Genomic DNA, 18,636 nt, shown 5'->3' on the forward strand with positions numbered 1-18,636 from the left:
AGATTCGGCGAAAGAAAGACCTCAATCCAGCTGTTCCCACTGTTGCGAGCAACTCTCGCCGAACGACTGTCTCCCCTGGGGGCCGCGCACATCGGACCGTCCCCGATGCATACGCGATGCCCAGGGGCATGGATGACCGCGCTTGGCTTGCGCAGCGATGATGACCTCACGCGCTGGCCGGAAGCAGAGGGCTCGACTGCTTCGCCCACGTGATCACAAGTTGATCGCGCGCACGGGTGGCAGCGACGTAGAGGAGTGAGCGCTCCCGGAGGAGCGCGTCGGACACCTCGCTCTCCGAGTACTCGTACTCGCTGAACCCTCGCGGTATCGAGTCAGCACCGATACCGAAGAGAAGGACGTCCCGAAACTCCATCCCCTTCGCCCGATGCATCGTCATCACAACTGGTGCGCCACCTACCGTTCCTTCGCGATCGATGGAACGCACCGTCACGCCCCGCTCAGCGAGTCCCGTCACGACGCGGTCGCGGTTGTACTGGTCACGGACGAGAATCGCGATGGACTCGAGAGGCTGGTCAGACAACCCGGCCTCCGTCGTCCAGGTACGCACCTGCTCGGCTGCTGTCGCCAGCTCCTCCGTCAGGCTGGCGCACGGCCGCAGACCCACGGCTGGTCCACCCCGGGCCGACCGGTAGTCGCTCGACTTCTCGATCTCGTCGTCGAGGTCGCGGTAGGCACCGGGTTCCAGCACTCGCATGGCGAAGTCGAGGATCTCCGCGGTCGTTCGATAGTTCAGCGTCAGGCGTCGAGAGCGGCCGACCACCGCGATGCCGAACTGCTTGAGGGTGATGCGGCGCCCGTAGATCCGCTGGTGTGAGTCCTCGGCGATGAAGACGTCGTCGGGACCGACGGCCGCGAGCGACCGGATGAGGAGCCAGTGCGGCGGCGAAAGGTCCTGCCCCTCGTCGACGAGCACATGATCGAACAGCCGACGATGTCCGGTCTCGGCCTCACTGTCGAGGTACGCAGCGGCTATCGCCGCAGCCTCACGGAAGTCAATGCTGCCAGCAGCCCGCGAACTCAGTCGGTACGACTCGATGACCCTCCACACCGCGGTCCGCTCCCCCCGATTGAGCCGTACTCCACGGCCGGGTCGTCGAACTTTCAGGTACCCGGCGAGATCGATGAGCCGGTGCGGCAGGATCACCTCGGCGTACTCGGCATCGAGGAAGGCCACACTCTGAAGCGGAAGTGGCAGGTCGGTGCCGGCCGCTGCGACGGCGGACTGCCATGCCTCGACCGTGTTCGTTCGCCGACCTAGCCCCCCGTCCTCAGCGCCCAGCACAGTCTTCCGAGCACCGAGGATCCGACCACCCGCAGACTTGATCACGGCACTGGCGAGCGCATCGATGCCCGAGACGAATACGCCCTCTTGATGCAGCGCCGGCGTCTGCGTGACATCAGGAGCCAGCTGACGGAGACCGCGAGAGAGCTCACCTGCGAGGTTGGTCGTGAAGGTGGTCAGCAGGATTCGTCCACCGCGACGATGCGCCAGATCATCCGCTCGATGCAGGAGAACCACGGTCTTGCCCGTGCCGGCTCCTCCCGTCAGCCGGAACGACCCGCTTGTCGCTTGAGTCGCGTACCGACGCTGCTCGGGATGGAGGAAAACTCGCCAGGCGCCGAAGTCCTCCTGCTCGATCGCGCGCCGCAGTTCGTCGTTGTCCTCGATGAACGTGTACGTCAGCTTCGCGGCTGGGTGCTCGAAGCCGCGGAGAATGGTGGTGTCGGTGACCTCACCACCAGGTGCATCGACTGGTCGGTCGAGCCCGAGCTTCTCGCGAACGACCTCGGGCGGTGTTCCTGCCGAGAGGTCGAGCAGGGCCAGACCTTGCCATTCGACAGCGTGCTCAGCGAGGTCGAGAATCTCGTCGTCGCTGGTGGCACGGGCCGCGCGCGCAGCGAGATCGCCGTCGAGCCCGAAGTCGCGAAGCTCGGCCGTGGTGTAACCGAGAATCGTTGGAGCCGACGACCTCGCTGGAGCGGCCTCAACCAAAGGCTTCTTGACGTCCACCGCGGGCTGAGGGTCGACGTCGAGGAAGTGGATCTCGCTCACGCCGTTGACGGGATTGACCGTCAGCTCGGACTTCTGCGCGCGCACGATCGCGTCGTCGTGGTTCCACACGCCGACGAAGACGTACGCCGGATGCGTCGGCCCGTCGAGCCGGAAGAGAACCGCACGGTACTGCAGGCTGACGCGCCCCGTACGGACGCGAGAATCGCGGCTGTTCTTGATCGGCTCGATGTGCAGCCCGGGCGACGAATCGTCCTCCGTGAGCTTCTCGAGGAACGCGTACGTCTGCTTGCGCAGGTCGGACGTGAGCTTGGTGATCGGCTTGCCCATGATCAAAGTGCTAGGCGACACGCTCGCCCTCCCCCTCGCGCAGTGCTGTCAGGATGAGATCGCCCTCTGGACGCACGAGCTGCCAGCCCGCTGCCGCGAGCTCGTCGACGAGCTCCGCCTCCACGTCGTCGTAGATCACCGCCACCCGTTGCTCTGGCCAGCTCAGGTCGGTCAAGACCCCTTCGACCTCCTCGCCGAGATCACTCGGCGGTGCGACATCGGCCTCGGCCAGGTACGTGATGAGCTGCCTCTGGAGGTCGGTCTCAGCCAGAGACAGCAGAGGTCGCCACGCCGCGGCTACGGTCGCCAGGTCTGGCGCGGCAGCGCCCGCGGGTAGCGCCTCCGACGAGCTCGTGCCCCAGCTCACGGGGATCGTTGCCAGCTGCACGGAGTTCCCAAGGCTCAGCCAGTCGCGCCAGCCGGCCCTGAAGTCATGGTGATCCACCGCCGCAGCTCCGTCGTCCAGCACCGCAGCCATCTCCAGCCCGGCGCCGTTGCTTCGGACGAGCACACCAAGAGGACCCTGCCGCCACCAGTAGGCGCTCACGCCATCAGCAGGGAACGGGCCGCCGCTCAGTGCTTGCCGGGCGCTCTGGGCGAGGTTCGGTCCCATATCGATCTGCACAGGCGTCGCTGCCGCTGCCAGCATCAGCGGCAAGACGTTGGCCCACGCTTGCTGCGTCTCGGCACTCGGGTCGAGCAGCCAGGCTCGCAGGACCGATAGCGGCCCCTCCTTGATGCGCGGCAGCCACGCCACGGTGCTGGGCGCTCGCCCTACCAGAGCGGTCGCAGCGGTGGCGGACCACCACGTAGGTGAAGCAGGATCAGGTCCGAGATCGGCGGCGGTGATCGAGAGCACGAAGTAGCCGGCGTCACGCAGGTTGCGGCGCTTGCCTGCGTCGAGCGCGAGCGTGGCTCGGTGCGCCGGCGACGCGTGGTAGGCGTAGCCGTCCGTGAAGATCGCCATCTTGGGCACCTGGGTGTCCGTGCTGCTCAGGATGAAGTCCGGCTTAGAGTCCAGGACGTTCACCTGCGGCTCGAGCAGCCACGTGCGCGATCCGGGGAACACCGCCTGCACCGAAGTGCCCTTCGGTCCCGGGATCTCGGTCACCGCCGCCGAGAGCGAGGTGACGAGCTCGGTGAACGCTCGACGGAAGTACAGCTCGAGGTGGGACTCGAGAGCGATGGCTGGCACGGGTTCTTCTTCCGTGCAGGTCCAGGTCATCTCCTCCGGCGGCTCCTGGGCATCCGTTCCGAGCGTCAGAAGCTCCCGGAGATGCCGTTCTGCCGCCGAGCGAGACACCACGTCTGTCCGTCCCGGCGGGGCGAAGGGCAGCAGACAACGATGGCACGCGCTCAGCCCCTCGTCCTGGCACGGACAGGTGGAGACCACGTTCCACGCGGCGCGCAAGAGCTCCCACACACGCTGTGGCGTCGCCAGCTCGGCAAGATAGCCGGTACCCCCGGGAACCAGGTCGTGGAGGAGCAGCGCGGTCCGGTTGTCACCCCCGATCACAGGGTCGACCGTGGTCACGACGCCGATGTGGTCCGGCGCACCACCGAAGCGCTCGCGCAGCCCCAGCAGGATCGCCGCCTCGAGGCTCGGCACGGCCAGTGCGTCGCTCAGGCTGACCGACCACGGCAACGGGATCACGGCAGCCTGGGTGACCAGTGTGCGCGACAGCACGAGGCTCTCGGTGTGCTCGTGGAGCTCGGTGCGGTAGCGGCACCACGCTCGGTGCTCGTCGGGCCGGTTCGACTTGGTGGTGCGGTCGAGCACCCCGCAGCCCACGCAGAGCCGGAAGAGATTCGCCGCGACGGTCTCACCCGCAATGCCGCGTTGCGGTCCCACCCCAGTTCGGCGACCGACGTTGAACCACCGCAGGGTGAGTCGCCTCAGGTATCGAGCACCGAAGCCGTACCCGTCGACGAACCACCGGCGCGTCACGAAGGCGGGATCGATGTCCGCCGCGGAGACGATGGAGAACCGCGTCTGGCGACGCTCCTCGGTCCTGTCGTTGATCCGCGCCTCGTCGCGGTGGGCCTGCGCCGAGACGCGCGTCAGCTCGACCACCTTGAACCGCTGACTGGCGTCCTGGATGGCCGCGCTCCCGCACCGGGGGCACGGCGGCGAGACGGTCGACGCCTGACCCAACGGGTCCGGAGCCTCTCGTGCGAAGCCGCACTCCGCGCACAGCTCCCACTCGTGCACGCTCTCGGCGTTGGTGCCGAGATCGACCGCGTCAATCTCGATCTGCATGCCCTGCCCGTAGAAGGTCGCGCCGGGAGCGAACTCGCGCAGAGCAAGTCCAGACCCACGGCGGTGCTGCGTCGGCGCGGAGTCATACTGCTGGGTCTCCGGGTCGAGCCAGCTCAAGGCCACGTCGAGAGTGACGTTGTCCGAGAGCAGCGTGTAGTTGGGCAGCAGCCCGTACTCCTCGAGCACCTGGATCCAGTAGGCACCTCGAAGCGCACCGAGAGCCGCCTTGGTCTGGCGTAACGAGGCCTCGGCCGCTCGCGCCGCGCGTTCGTCGTCCTCTCCGTGCGCCGGAGCGGAGGCGCGCTGCTGAAGCTCTGGCAAGGCCAGCTCGATCGCGTGCTGGCGATGCTGGAGCGACTCGACGGCCTGTGACCATTCAGCCGACGCGGCCATCACCTGCGCGGCCAAGCCGCTGCTGCGCGGGATGCCTGGATCGGCACGGGCCCACGCTCGCAAGCGGGCGGTGACCGAAGCGTCCAGGTCACGGAACTGCGCCAGAAAGCGTCCGAGCAGACGGTCAGCATCGAGCTCCGCAAGACTGATCAATGCTCCGAGGAAGCTGCCGTCCTCCGGGGTCTGCATGGCTGCTGTCGCCCGCGCCGGGTGCCGAGCGTGCGGGTCGCGGGCCATGCTGTCGACCAGCGACGCGAGGTACTGCCTGCGCAGGATCTCCTCGGCGTTGAGGTAGGTCGCGGGGGGCCTGACCACGCCGTCGATCAAGGACGACGGGTCCGCCAGTCGCGGAAGGTTCTGACCGCGTCCGGTGACGAACGCGAGGTCGAGGGCGTTTCCCGTCAGCCGACCAGCGCGACCGACGCGTTGGAGGTACGACGCCACGGTTCGCGGCAGCGACGCGAGAACCACGGCGGAGAGATCGCCGATGTCGATGCCCATCTCCAGCGTGGGGGTGGCGACCAGCACGTTCGGGGCGCTGGGGTCGTCGTCGCTCGACTTGAACCCCGTCTCGTACGCCAGGCGGACGCTGTCGTCGAGCAAGCCAGTGTGCTCGCGGGCGACGACGCGTCGCATGTCCGACGACGCGTAGAGCCGGCGATAGTAGTTGTCGCTCTCCGGCGAGCGCTCCAGCACGCCAGCGCAGCGCACGAGAACACACGGGGCCCCGTCGAGCTGGAGCGTGGTGGTGGCGCTGCCGTACTGCTCGGTGCGGCAGATCGAGCAACGCAGGACGTGCTCGCCGCGGTCCATGGCGTCGGCCGTCGTCGCCGTCACGGTCACCGCGGCAGGCGAAAGGGAGTAGACCGTCCCGCCCGTGTTCGTGGTTTTCGCCGCCAGGACGTCGGCCGCGTGCAACCGCTCGAGCAGCGCACGGGCCAGGCGTGCTCCATGTCCAGGCTCGACGCCCAGCACGCGGCCGCTCCACCGCGCGAACCAGCTCTGGGGGCTGGTGACGACGTCGAGCAGCATCTCGGCCTTCCGCGTCACCTTCGGGCCGATACGGGGAAACGCCGGCGCCGCACGACCGGACGGGAACGCAGGCATCCCCTGCTCGCGGGCGCGACCTCCCCAGATGCGGTACCGGCTGCCGTCGTCGGCGATGTACTTGGAGAGCCAGTCGTGGTCGATGGCGCCCTGCGTCCGGAGGTGCTCGAGCACGCCGCGGACCCACGCGACAACGGCCTGGTCGCTCGGCGGGGATACATCGGGAAGTTCCGGTTGGACGTCTTTGAGCAGGGCCGACCGACCGAGGTTCAGCAGAGCTTGAGCGTTTCCGGCATCGACCTCGACCGCGGCAGCTCCGGTGGCCTCCAGGGTGCGACCGACGCGGGAGTGCACGCCGAACTCGCAGACGACGTCGAACAACAGCCTCCGACGCACCCACTGCCGACTGGTGTTGGGCACCTGCGACAGGCGTGCCTTGCTCCAGAACTCGTCGAACCGCTTGCGGCCGATCGTGTCGGGAGGCAGCAGCCGGTAGCGCCGGAACTTGTCCTCACCGGCTTGGCGGATCATCTCGTCGACGACGAGGTCCAGGCTGACGGGTTGCCGGTCAAGGGCTTCATGGATGGCCGCCCGCAGGGTCAGCGTGTGCGACCGGCTTTCCACAAACCCTGCGCGGTGGGCCGCGTCCTGGACGCTGTCGGTGAAGACGAGGGCCTTCTTCTCGGTGCTGCTGACGGATCGGGCGCCGAAGAGAGCAGAGAGACTGACCGACAGCAGGGTGGCCACGGCCGAGCCCAGGAAGCGGATCCCGTCCGTACGGTCGCACGCAGGACAGCGGTCGTCGCGGGAGTCCGCGTCGGGGTTCTCGACGAGGCGGAGGACCGGCAGCACCCAGCCTTCGCTCATGAGGTCCGACTGACGCCCGGGAGGTTGGCTGAGCAGCTGTCGGTCGCGCACGTCGAACCAGGCCAGGCCTTTCGTCTGGCCGTCGGCCTGCGCCTCGCGCGCAGCGAAGATCAGGGCTCGGAAGCGGCCCTCGCCGACTGCGTGGCGGGCACGGATCTCGTGCGCGTTGGTGGTGCCGAGGTTGCTTCCGGTCGGCACGAGCTCGATGCCCCACCCCGAGCGGCCGCAGTGACGGCAGTAGACAGCGGGAAAGGCCTGCCGCTGTGCGAGGACGTCGACGGCGTCGGCTGCCACCACCCGGCCGTCGTCGCTCCATCGGAAGCGCGGCACCCCGCCGGCGACGCGGTCGATCCGGGTCAGCTCGCGTACCCACAGGTGGGTTTCGACGCTCACGAAGTCGCGTCCGAGCGCGGCTCGGAGCTGGCTCAGCGCCGCCACGAGGTTGGTCACGAACTCGGCACCCGAGGCCGGGTCCGACTCTGCTCCGAGGACCGCGGTGGCCGCGTCGCCAACGCTCGTGGCCCGACCCGTCAGCCCCACGAGTCGCTGGACCATCGGGTGCTGCCGGGCCCGATCGCTCAGCTCGACGTCCGACCACCGCTGGCTGGCCTCAGGATCGACGCGGTACAGGCCACCGATCACCGCGCGCGTCAGCTGCTGACCGGTCTTCGGGGCTCCGTTGAGCCGTACAGCCTTGTTGATCGCCTCGGTGTCGATCGAGGCTTCTTCGGGCGGTGCGTAGACCTTCTGGTGGCGCCCAGCCCACTCGACCAGCGGCTGACGGGACTCCGTGACGACCGACCCGGTATCGAACTCCCGCCCGAAGATGGTGCTAGCGAATTCGATCATCACGTGCGGGTCGTCGTTGTCGCCGAGGGTCGCCGACGTCGCCACCGGAACGAGCGCGCTCCCCGCGGCATTCGTGGCCGCTGGCCGTCCAAAGTCGCCCAGCGTCAGGCTGAGCCGCCGCAGCAGCATGGCGACGTCCGTCCCCTGCGCCCCGTCGTAAGTGTGGAACTCGTCGAGGATCAGGTAGGTGAGGCTGGTCGCACTCTGCTGCCACATCGGTTGATCGTCGGCGCGAAGCAGCAGCTGATCGAGCATCTTGTAGTTCGTCAGCAAGATGTCGGGAGCTTGATCACGGATCACTCCGCGGTCGGTGATCAGTCCCTCGGCGGTGACCTGCGTCCGCTTCGGCCCGTCCTCCCCGGTGTACAACGCAGCCGTTACACGACTGAGCCGACGGTCTCCACTGATCAGGCCGGCCAGCCGTTGAGCCTGGTCGTTGGCCAGAGCGTTCATCGGATAGAGGATCAGTGCCTTCGTCCCAGCGACGCCGGCCGCTCGGGCACGAAGGACGTGGTCGAGAATGGGGTACAGGAAGGCTTCGGTCTTGCCCGATCCCGTCCCGGTCGTCACGAGCGTCGGCTGCGGCTGGACGAAGTCACCGTCATCACCACGGCTGCACAGACGCCGGAACGCGTCCGCCTGGTGGCCGTACGGCATGAAGCCCTCGGGCATCCAGTCGAGCAGCGTCTCCCAGCCGTCGTTCGCGGGGCGGAACGGAAGTCGGAGCCGGACGTAGGGACCCTTGAAGATGCCGTCGGCGTCGTGCCGGAGGAAGTCCTCGAGCGCCACCTGTGCGTCCACGTCGGCGAGCGCGAACGTCGTGCGCAGGTAGTCGACGAGTGCGCGCTGCAGATCCTCGGCCTGGACCGTCGGCAGGAGTGGCATCTCCACCGTGGATCCGGTCACCTCTCCGCCAACCGGCGCTCGAACTCCGTGTACGCAGAGCGCATGTCGTGCTCGCGGTCGTACGTCCGGAACGGCAGCTCGTACTCGTAGGTGTTGCCAGCCTGGTTGGTGTGCGTGCGTTCCTCGCTGGTGACAGCGTTGCCCTTCTTGCGCCACGCGCTTAAAACAGCATTCGGTACCAGCCGGCCGTTCGCGTCGTAGGTGTAGTCCCAGTGGTCGTACCCATAGAGAACCGCGAACTGCGTGCGGTAGACGGTGCAAAGCTCCTCGGCGGTCACGCCGAGGATAAGCGCCACGATCGCGTCGATCTCGACTTGCCCTTGACGCCGGTCGATAGCTCGCCGTAAGGGCGACGTCGCGCTCCAATCTCGTGACGCGACGGGAAGCGAAGATTGCACGTTGTCGACGCGAGTCCAAGAGTCTTCCGCCCATTCGGGTTGCGAAGTTAGGCGCCAAAGATCTCCATAGGCAGCAGTGAGGCAATTGAGTCGACCGCTCCTCAAGGCCAGCGCACCGGATAACGGATGTTGTGAGATGAACGGTATATTAGCGACGGTTGACAGCAGAATGTCGTTCTTAGCAGTTGAGCGAATCAAGGAATCCGCCAGTAGCGACGAGAGGAAGCCTTGCACCGCAAGAAGTATCGACGGCTCGTCCCGGACCGCGATCGAGTAAAGCAGGTGCGGGTGTGCCGTCCCGGGAGGAATTATCGCGGGAATTAATGTTCGCTCACCGGTAGAGGCAGCCATTCGACGCCAAGCCACGCGGTAGTAGTCGCGGGCGCTTTCCTGACCCCAATGAGTGTAGAGGGCGTCGTACTTAGCGCGGTCACCAGCTGGCTTGTACGCCGTCACCGGGATTGCGTTCGTGTCTAACGTCTCAAGGTCGACGAGCGACCAGTCCTGATTATGGAGCAGTGTTTGGTTGGGTGACTTGTAGTACGGGTTGTTCACGAATAGGTGCGGACCTTGCATGATTACGTCGTCCCATGACGGAGAGGAACCCCACTCTTGAATGAATCGACCCTTCTTCCGATCGATCGACTCGTCCCACCCGCGGGAGAACTCCAGGCCAAAGGCACCAAGACGTGGGGCTTCGGCAAGTTTCGATAGCACCTGGGCAGCTACAGTATTGACTGTATATACCATCCGGGTCTGGTCAACTGGCACCTGAGCACTCTCCATCACCTCGTGCCAGGTCAAAAGCGTCTCTGGGGTCACGCGCGTAATCCGGCGCCGGTGCGGTCGCAGGTCCCAATGGCCCTCAGGGTCTTTGAAACCTGGCTCAGGCCCGCTTCCGTCATGTGCCAACGACCGCAAAACGGTGTCGGGATGGTACATTGACGTGGCTTGGAGAAAATTGACCTGCCGCTCCGGACCAAAAACACTGACGCCCCAGTGCTTCTGATCCTTAATGTCGAAGAGCTTCAACTCATTAATGAATTCCCAATGCCGGCGTAACCGTCGATAGTTTGCGCGACGGAAGATACCAGCCTTCTCGTCGGCGAAGTGCGTCTCGTAGTGAATGAGCACACTGACGCCATCGGGACCGGCGTGCCGCCATACCGCGGCCATGAAGCACCGATAGAGGTCGGGTTGCAGACCGGCCAACTCCGGGAAATTGACGGCGTCGCCCACGTATGCAGCGGTCGCCAAAGTCTCAGTTGTTCCAGCGATGACCAGATCACGAATCCCCGGCACCTCAAGCGTCTGTAGGCGCTTCGCCGCTCGCTGCACCTCGGAGGGCTTGTTGGCGAGCTGCCACCACGGGTCTCCTTCAGCGAGGAGCGCGTCGACGTCGGTGCGTGGTCGCACCCAAGGAGGGTTGCCGGCCTGCAGGTCGAACCCACCACGGCCGAAGGCTGGGGCGAAGTCGAGCTCCCAGTGGAAGAAGGCCTGCCGTTCCGCGACCTCGACACAGATTCGCAACCAGGGCTGCTCTTCCAGCACCGAGGCCACTGGCAAGGCCTGAGCGAACTCCAGGTCCGTGCGTTCGGCCTCGGCCAGCGCTGCCCAGTCACCTCCCGCGCCGAACGTACCCATCCCGGCCTTCCGAAGCCGCTGCGGGTCCCGCCCAACGATCGACTGCAAGGCACTGATCCACCGGTCGAGCGTGGGGGGAGCGACCCGTGTCGCCGAGTCGGCCTGCTGGCCCTGCAACGGCCAGAACCAGAGCGCGCACCAGGCGTCCATGATCAGTCGGAGCCGGCGATAGGCGCCGTCCGGGTTGACGAGCGACTCCTCGATCTGCTCCCGGGTGACCGTGCTGCCGTGCTCGGCCGTCTCGCGACCCCACAGCGGGATGTCACGACGCGACTCGGCCTCAGCAACGCGAAGCCTCCGGAAGGCGACCTGCCACAGGACCTCGACGCGCCGGCTGATCTCCACGAGCTCGTCCAGCTGGGCGCGGGTGGGACGAACCTTGAAGGTCTTCCGCCACTGCTTGACCGCTTCGGTCGCCGACGGACTCAACTCGCGCGCTTCCTTCGCTTCGCTCGTGGCACCCCACCCGCTGGCTGGCAGGAGGAAGTGCAGGATGCGCCCGTCCGTGCTGAACATGGGTTCGTCCCGATCGACCGCCGCGGCCAGGTCGGCGAGGGGCACGTCCGTGGGAGGAGCGACGAGCCACGACTTGTCGTTGACCTGGGCCCGGCTGTACACCGCGTGCCGAGCGCCGATCAACGAGTTGCCACGCCGTAGCCGCAACCCGAACCAGGGGGCGGCCAGGTCAGGAGCCATGGTGTCCAGCCACAGGGAGATCTCGGCCAGCTCGAGAGCCGTGGCGTTCAGGTCGACCCCGTAGACCTGGTGAAGCGCGAGATAGGCCTTGACGCGCTGAAGCTCGGCCGAATAGTCCTCGGGCGGGATGCTTCGACCCAGCTCCGTCTGCCGACGCCTGAGGTATTCCTCGGCCAGTTGCCGAACCGCTTCAATCGCGAACGCGCCTGATCCCAAGGCTGGTTCGCACACGGTGAAGTCGAGGATGTCGTCGGCCGAGGTGATGGCGTCGTTCTGATCGAGCAGCTCCGCCAGGGCCTGGCCGATAGTGAAGCGCGTGAGTACCTCGGGGGTGTAGTACGACGCCGACTGCTGACGTTCTCGCCCCGAGAGACGGAAGACGAAGGTGCCTTGCCGGTGCACGACGGGTTTGCGCTCGCCCGTCAGCGGGTCCTCTTCGGTGACGAAGTCGGCCGCCGCGAGGCCGGCAACGCGATCCACCGGCACCACCCACGACCCCTTCTCGCTGTCACCCCCCTTCGCCACCTCGTGGAGGTCCTGCTCGGCGAAGGAGCCGGTGTAGGACATCAAGCCCTCGTAGACCGCGCCGAGCTGGTTGATCCCGAGATCGACGTAGGAGATGAAGCCGCGCTCCTTGCCCGCTGTCTTCTTGCTCAGCAGCAGGCGCTGCAGGACGTCCTGGAGCGCGTGGTTCCCGAGTCCGACCTCGTCGATCATCGATGTCGCGGTCGGCTGGAAAAGGTCCGCTCGAAGGGCGTTGAACTGAAGGCTGAGCGCTTCGGATTCTGAATCCGCATCTTCGGTAGCCGACCGTTGAACCGCATGACCCTCGTCGACCAGCGCGAACAGCCGGCCGAGGGAGGCGAAGAGGTGCGTACCCCTTCTCGCTCGCTCGGTGGCCAGGTCCACCTGGATCAGCTCGCGCAGCCGGTCGAGGGAATAGCCCTGCGTGTACTCGGGCGCCTTGACCGGAAGCACGCCGAGCTCGGGGGACGCCTCGGCGTACAGGAGGAAGAGGATGCGGTAGAGGAAGCGCAGCGACTGCACGGCGAGCGGCTGGGCCAGGTCGGGGCTGAGTGGAGGCCGCTCCTGCTGCTCACGGCGGGTGACGATCTCGTTCGCGATGATCTCGATCGAGCGCCGAACACCCTCGCGCAGGTCCTTGCTCACCCCGACCGTGTGCTTCACCGAGTCCTCGAGGACCTCGGTCCACCAGATCTCCCCGTCGGCGTCCGGGGCCAACGACTCGGCGGCGACGCACGTCAACGCGGTGTCGATCTCCCCCGCCCGCTTGCTGTCGTTCCGTTCCGACACCAGCTGGAGGTCGATCCCCAGATAGCGACCCTCGGGCCAGCGGTCGCGGTCGGCGATCACCAGCCACCGACCCGACTGGACAAGAGCGAAGGTGGGTCCGTCGGCCTCGACGAAGAGCCGTGACAGCAGCACCGCCGTCGAGGTGATCTTCTCGTCATCTCGCGACAGGTAGGGCTCGACGAGGGTGTCGCTCGTGCGGTCGCCGATCTCTTCCAGGGTCGCCACGGGCTGGGCCGCCACCAAGACCAGGGGTTCAGCGTCGACCCCCGGGGTCGCGAAGAAGCGGACCGGGCCCTCTGTCCGGATGGCGAACTCGCCCGAGCGGTAGCCAAGAATTGTCTGCACCAGCTCGTACAGGTCGAGCAGGTCCGGGGTGCTGGCTGTGCTGGTCGCCGAGGGATCATAGAGCGCAGCCAGGCCGGCCTCCAGGCGGGCGCGGTGCTGCGTGAAGCGCGACCGGACCGTGGACGCGCCCTCGTGCTCGTCCCACGACGTGCGGCGAGCCCGCACCCGGGCGTGGAACGTCTCGTTCCGCGCCTCACTTGTGAAGTAGTGCTCGCTGATCCAGTCCTCGACCACGACCAGCGCATCGCTCGACGCCATCAGCGCGCTCCCTCGGTCTCGTCGGCCGGCACGACCATCACCAGAGCCCGGACGAGCGACCGATCGGGAGCAAGGCGTTGCGCCATCTCCTTCTCGTCCCGCACGCCAAGGCGCCGGTGCTTGATCAGTGCGGTTTGAGCAACCCGCTCCGACCGCTCCGTCCACGTCGACGCGCGTTCCTGCCATCGATCAAGCCGAGCGTGCGCGTCCTCCGCCGCTGCAGCCAGCAGCACCTCGATCTCAGCCTGGCCGACCCGCACGGCCCGTTCCAGCAACGGTTGCAGAGCCTCGAGGTCCTGGACGGGACCGAGATTCTGCTGGCCCTGGTTAAGCCCAACGGCTTCGCTGGCAGCGGCCACGGAGTCGAAGACGCGTACAGGGGCGAACTGCAGCCGGCCAGGATCGGGGAACTCGACGGCCAGCGTGCTTCCGGCCACGACCTGCCCGCGTCGGTTGGTCAGCGTTCCTTGCAGCACGACGACGGGGTGATCAACGGCTCCGCGGACGACGAAGACCTGGTGCCGGTCGAGCGTGTTCAGCACGCGGTCGGCCGCCCAATCGAGCACCGGGTGCAGCGGTGCAAGGTAATGAGCTTCGGGCCAGCTTGTCCCGGACGCGGCGTCAGAGGCTGTCGTCAGCGCCTCGGCCAACGCTTGCTTGCCCCGCAGCTCGGTGACGGCGAGCACGAGCTCGACGTCCACCCGGCGCTGCCGTAGATAGCTCTGTGGCAGCACCCGCAGGCGCTGACGCAGGTCCGGAGGCGGTTGGAGGGAGACGGTTCCGTGGTCGAGGTGCTCGCGCCAGCGCACGCCGCCGCCCGATGGATCGGCCTCCGGCGTCTCGTAGGCCTCGGTCACCGCGTCGCGGAGAAAGTCAAGATGGCTGTCGTAAAGCGTCTTGGGGGCGACCTCGTCAGCGAGCACGTCCCGCTTGCCACCGCCGAGCTCAGCGAGGAACGCAGCGATCGGGTCGATCTCGTCCAGCTGGTCGACCTCCGCCACCGCGTCGTCGAAGTCATGCTGACCGGCCAGCACCCGAGCAAGCTCCTCCTCCTCGCCCATGACCGAGTACTTCCCCATCAGACTGGCGGTGTCGCCCAACGCGGCGTGGGCCACCTGCTCGCGCTCGAGCAGGCGAGACAGCACCCGCAGGTCGCCGGCGAAGCGCGGGCTGTCGGGGCGCAGCAGGAGCGTGGTGATCTGCGGTCGATGCCGCTGTCCATAACGATCGATCCGCCCGTTGCGCTGCTCGATACGGATCAGACTCCACGGGATGTCGAAGTGGATCAGCTCGTGGCACTGGACGTGCAGGTTGACGCCCTCGGAGGCGACGTCACCGGTGATGAGCAGTCGGATCGGTGAAGACGCCAGCTTGAACGACTCGACCACCTGCTGCTGCCTGTCGTCGCTCAGTCCCCCGTGCAGCACCTGGACCGCGTCGTTCGGCAGACCGAGGTCGCGCCGCAGCCGTGCTTGCAGCCACTCCAGCGTCTTCACGCGCTCCGCGAAGATCACGGCCCGGTTGGCGGAGCGTGGCCCGACCTGGATCTCGCGCAGGTACGCCAGGAGCCTGTCGTATTTGGCGCCGCCGTCGACGAGGCAAGGCTCGTTCAGCTCGGCGAGGCGGTCCAAAGCGCGCCGTTCTGAGTCAGCAGACGCTCCGGAACCGAGCCGGGAACGACGCTCGATCAAGGTCTGCTGCAGAGCTGCCGGGGATGAAAGAAAGGCCTTGGCGAGCGTCCAGGGGAACAAGCCCGACGTCGAGCCGGAGTAGGGCGAACCTGCTGCACCTGGGTGCAGCCAAACGTCGTCGAGCTCCGCCGCAACGGCGTTCTCCAAGCGTGACGCGTCGACCAGGAGGTTCTGGGGCTCACGACGTTCGGCCCAGTCGTCTCCCACGACCTGCGCCACCTCGGGGCTGTGACGGTGACGCCGGACGACCAGGCGCTCGACCTCCTCCCGGATGAGGTCACCGTCGGGTGACACCGCCGTCGGCTCGAGCAGGCGGATGAGCTCGGCGAAAGACTCGGCCCGGCCGTTGTGAGGAGTGGCGGAGGCCAGCACCAACGCGTCGGTGTTGGGCGCGAGGATGCGTGCCAGCTTGCTGGCGTGGGTCGCCGAGTTGGTGACGTTGTGGACCTCGTCAATCACCACCGCGTCCCACCGGTGGCGTCGCAGGTCGTTGACGAACCTGTCCTGCTTCAGGGTGTCGATGCTGATGATCACCCGCTTGAAGTAGGTGAACGGGTTGCGGGTCGCCGGCAGCTCCTGACGGACCCGCTGGACGCCCAAGGAGTCGAGCCGAACGAACGGGAGGGCGAAGCGCGTCCACAGCTCTTGCTGCATCTGCTCGAGCACGTGGCGTGGGCAGACGATCAGCACGCGGTCGGCGCGGCCGCGACGAGCCAGCTCCGACAGGATCATGCCGATCTCGAGCGTCTTGCCGAGGCCGACCGCGTCCGCCAGCAGGATGCGCGGCCGCAGGTTGGAGGGTTCGAGGGCTTTCCGGACGGCCGACCGCTGGTAGGCCAAGGCGTTGGCTAGCGCTCCCGACGTGACGGCAAGGCGCGTGTCCGCGAGCGGGACGGGCGTCTTGCGGACGGTGGCTTCCAACCACAGACGCGTACGTCGGTAGTGCGGCGAGTCGTCGGCGACCAGTCGGGCTGCGGCCGGGTCCTGGACCTCGATCTCATCGAGGCTGTCGTAGAAGGCCGCAGTCGTTCCGCTGACCAGCTCCGACAAACCCTGGACCTGGATCAGCTGGCCATCGGCCGTCTGATCGAGGGAGGTGACCAACCACTCTTCGTCGCGAACGAGGACAACCGATCCGGGGGCAATCGGCGTTGACGTCACTCAGCAGACCTCGTCGCTCTGGCGCCAGCGCTGGTGCTCATGGTGCTGGAGTGTAGGTGGGCCGTCGCCGTCGTCGACGCCCTCACATGAAATTCGCGGCCCGCCGCCCGTGTCAGTTCCACATCAGTCCCAGTGGTCTCGCCGGTAGGTCATCATGTCGTCGCCGTGCAGCTGCTTCGTCGCGTTGCCGACGCGGACCCAGAACTCGGATGCCTCGGCTCCCTTGCCTGATTTGGCAAAAACCGGCTTGGCCGACGGAGCAACCACGATGCGGCAGACGGAGTGGCCGCGAACCTCCTCGAAGCGCACCCGGACGACGTGCGCCGTCGGCACCGACAAGTTGCTGTCGAGGAGCTGCCGGAGAAAGAGCTCGAAGCCATCGGTGTTGCTCTTGGCTCCGAGGGTCGCCAGGTCCTTGTCGATACCGAGCACCTCGCCGTCGTCGGCCACCCCGACCAAGAGATTGCCGCCCTCGTGGTTGAGGAGGCCGCACACCGTCTTGACGATGACGTGCTCCATCTTGGGATCGACCTGGTTTGTGTGCAGGTTGATGCGCGCCGTCGACTTGAGCTCGACGGTGTCGGACTCGCCCGCTCGGATGAGGTCTTCTACCGTGACGTCGCCGGGCTTCGGTCCCTCCCCCCAGAGGGTGGCGAAGCCTTCCTGCACCACCCGCGCGATGAGCTGGCGTCGCTTCTCCAGGAAGGTGGAGTACTCGAGCTGCTCCCAGCCCACCGGCAGGGCGTGCTGCTTGATCTGGCGCTTGAGCCGCGCCTCGTCGAGCCGGCCCGACAGCTCGGGCCAGTAGTCGCTCGGTGCCGCTGCACTGATGCGAGCGTTCTCGCTCCAGTCCAAGAACGCCATGTTCGCGATGGCATTCGTCTTGGTCGTGCTCCTGATGCCTAGCGAGGCCAGGTGAGCCTTCGGAAACAGGTGGTGCCGCTCCATCGCTCGAGGAGCAGCGACGGACGGATCGGTCAGCTCGCGCAGCTTGACGGTGCTGAACAGCACCTCGGCGTCCAGCAGGTTGAGCGCAGCGAGATAGGCGAACAGGGCCGGCGATCGCGGAGCCGATGTGTCCAGCTTGTTGGGCAGCGAGATCTCCCAGTAGTCCCGCGTAAAGTTCGCACGGGTGAGGCGGTCGAGCTCCTCCACGAAAGCCGCGCCGTCGTGCACGGGGATGTCAGCGATGCGCTTGAGGTCGGACTCGAGCGCCGACTCGGGAGAGGAGGTGTAGCGACCGGTGGTGTGCGCCATGAAGAACCAGCGGGCGATCACGCTACGGAGCGACCTCAGATCGAGGCCGAAGTCGAGCCGCCCGATCAGCCAGAGGGCGTAGCTGAAGATCACTGCGTTCTCGGACGTGATCATGCTGCGGCTACGGAACCCGGCGGCAGCCAGACACTTCAAGAACTCGTGCCAGTTCTGCAGGTCAAGAACCGCGTCGTTCGCCTGCTCGAGCCGGGTGAACTGGTCATTACGACGCTCTTCGCTCACGAGCCCGGTCTCGAGGTCCTTCCCTCGAAGCAGGTTGTAGACGAGCTGCAGACGAGCTCGGCGGAAGGCCACCGCAATGCCGACGCGGAGCAGCTGATCTGCGCTCGGGTTGATGAACGGGTTGCGCGGGCTCGGCTGAGGTGCGGCGGGGTCGACCGCCGCGCGGCTGAACTCTTCGAGCTCGCGGCGTCCCTTCTCCCAGTGAACCGACATCAGCGTGAGGATGAAGTCCGCCTGGTTGAGCTGGACCCCCTCGGAGTTAATCCGCACGAAGATCTCGGCGACCTGCTCCTCGTTCGCCCCCGCTCCAAGCTCGACGACCTGGAAGCGGAAGTCTCGCAGGTCGCGCACCCGGTCGATCCGCTCCTCCAGGACATCCTGCTCCTGGTCGGTCAAGCCCCCTTCGCGCACCGAGGCCAAGCGGTGCAAGAACGATCGGACCGTCGACTTGTAGCTGCTCCCCCAGAGCAAGGTGATGTCCGGGATGAACTCAGGGTCCTTCAAGATCGCGGCGTCAGCCACCTCGAACGACTCTATCTGCGGCCGGAACGCGATCTGCATGCGACGACGCTGGAACGTCTTCGTCAGCACCTCGGCCCCGCTGAGCACCGAGTAGAGCGCCGTCAGGCGCTGCTGACCGTCGACCACGAGAAGCTGAGGGGCACGCTGCGCCTCGACGAGGCCGATCTGGCGGGTCCCGACCTCGGCCCCCGTCTCCCAGAACATCAGCGTTCCGACGGGGTAGCCGCGGTACATCGAGTCGAACAGGTCTCGTGTCTTCGACGCTGTCCACACGAAGGGACGCTGGATGTCCGGCAGCCCGATCCGTCCCACCTTGATGTCCTCAACCAGGTGGTTCAGGCTGTAGCCGGTGTCGCGGTAGAGGGATGCGGCCATGGATCCTCCAGGTTCGTCGTCGAGCGCTCATCGTGCACTACTGGGCCGGTT

The 18,636-nt window shown here is 66.7% G+C and carries 5 protein-coding genes; all 5 read right to left on the reverse strand.

Annotated elements, in window-relative coordinates:
• Positions 1–166 precede the first annotated feature (166 nt).
• Positions 167–2,383, reverse strand: a complete 2,217-nt coding sequence (locus ABD665_RS14870) for a 3'-5' exonuclease (protein WP_204913415.1) — start codon at positions 2,381–2,383, stop codon at positions 167–169.
• Positions 2,373–8,684, reverse strand: coding sequence for a DEAD/DEAH box helicase (locus tag ABD665_RS14875; protein ID WP_344742483.1), 6,312 nt, complete (start codon positions 8,682–8,684; stop codon positions 2,373–2,375). The genes ABD665_RS14870 and ABD665_RS14875 overlap by 11 nt, the downstream gene beginning before the upstream one ends.
• The gene (locus tag ABD665_RS14880) at positions 8,681–13,339 is read right to left on the reverse strand and encodes a class I SAM-dependent DNA methyltransferase (protein WP_204913416.1); all 4,659 of its coding nucleotides are present in this window, start codon (positions 13,337–13,339) and stop codon (positions 8,681–8,683) included. The genes ABD665_RS14875 and ABD665_RS14880 overlap by 4 nt, the downstream gene beginning before the upstream one ends.
• Positions 13,339–16,191, reverse strand: coding sequence for a helicase-related protein (locus tag ABD665_RS14885; RefSeq protein ID WP_204913417.1), 2,853 nt, complete (start codon positions 16,189–16,191; stop codon positions 13,339–13,341). The genes ABD665_RS14880 and ABD665_RS14885 overlap by 1 nt, the downstream gene beginning before the upstream one ends.
• Before the next feature lie 123 nt (positions 16,192–16,314).
• Positions 16,315–18,585, reverse strand: coding sequence for a GmrSD restriction endonuclease domain-containing protein (locus tag ABD665_RS14890; RefSeq protein ID WP_204913418.1), 2,271 nt, complete (start codon positions 18,583–18,585; stop codon positions 16,315–16,317).
• Between the last annotated feature and the right edge of the window lie 51 nt (positions 18,586–18,636).

Source organism: Microlunatus spumicola, from assembly GCF_039536445.1.
GTDB classification, from domain to species: Bacteria; Actinomycetota; Actinomycetes; order Propionibacteriales; family Propionibacteriaceae; genus Microlunatus; species Microlunatus spumicola.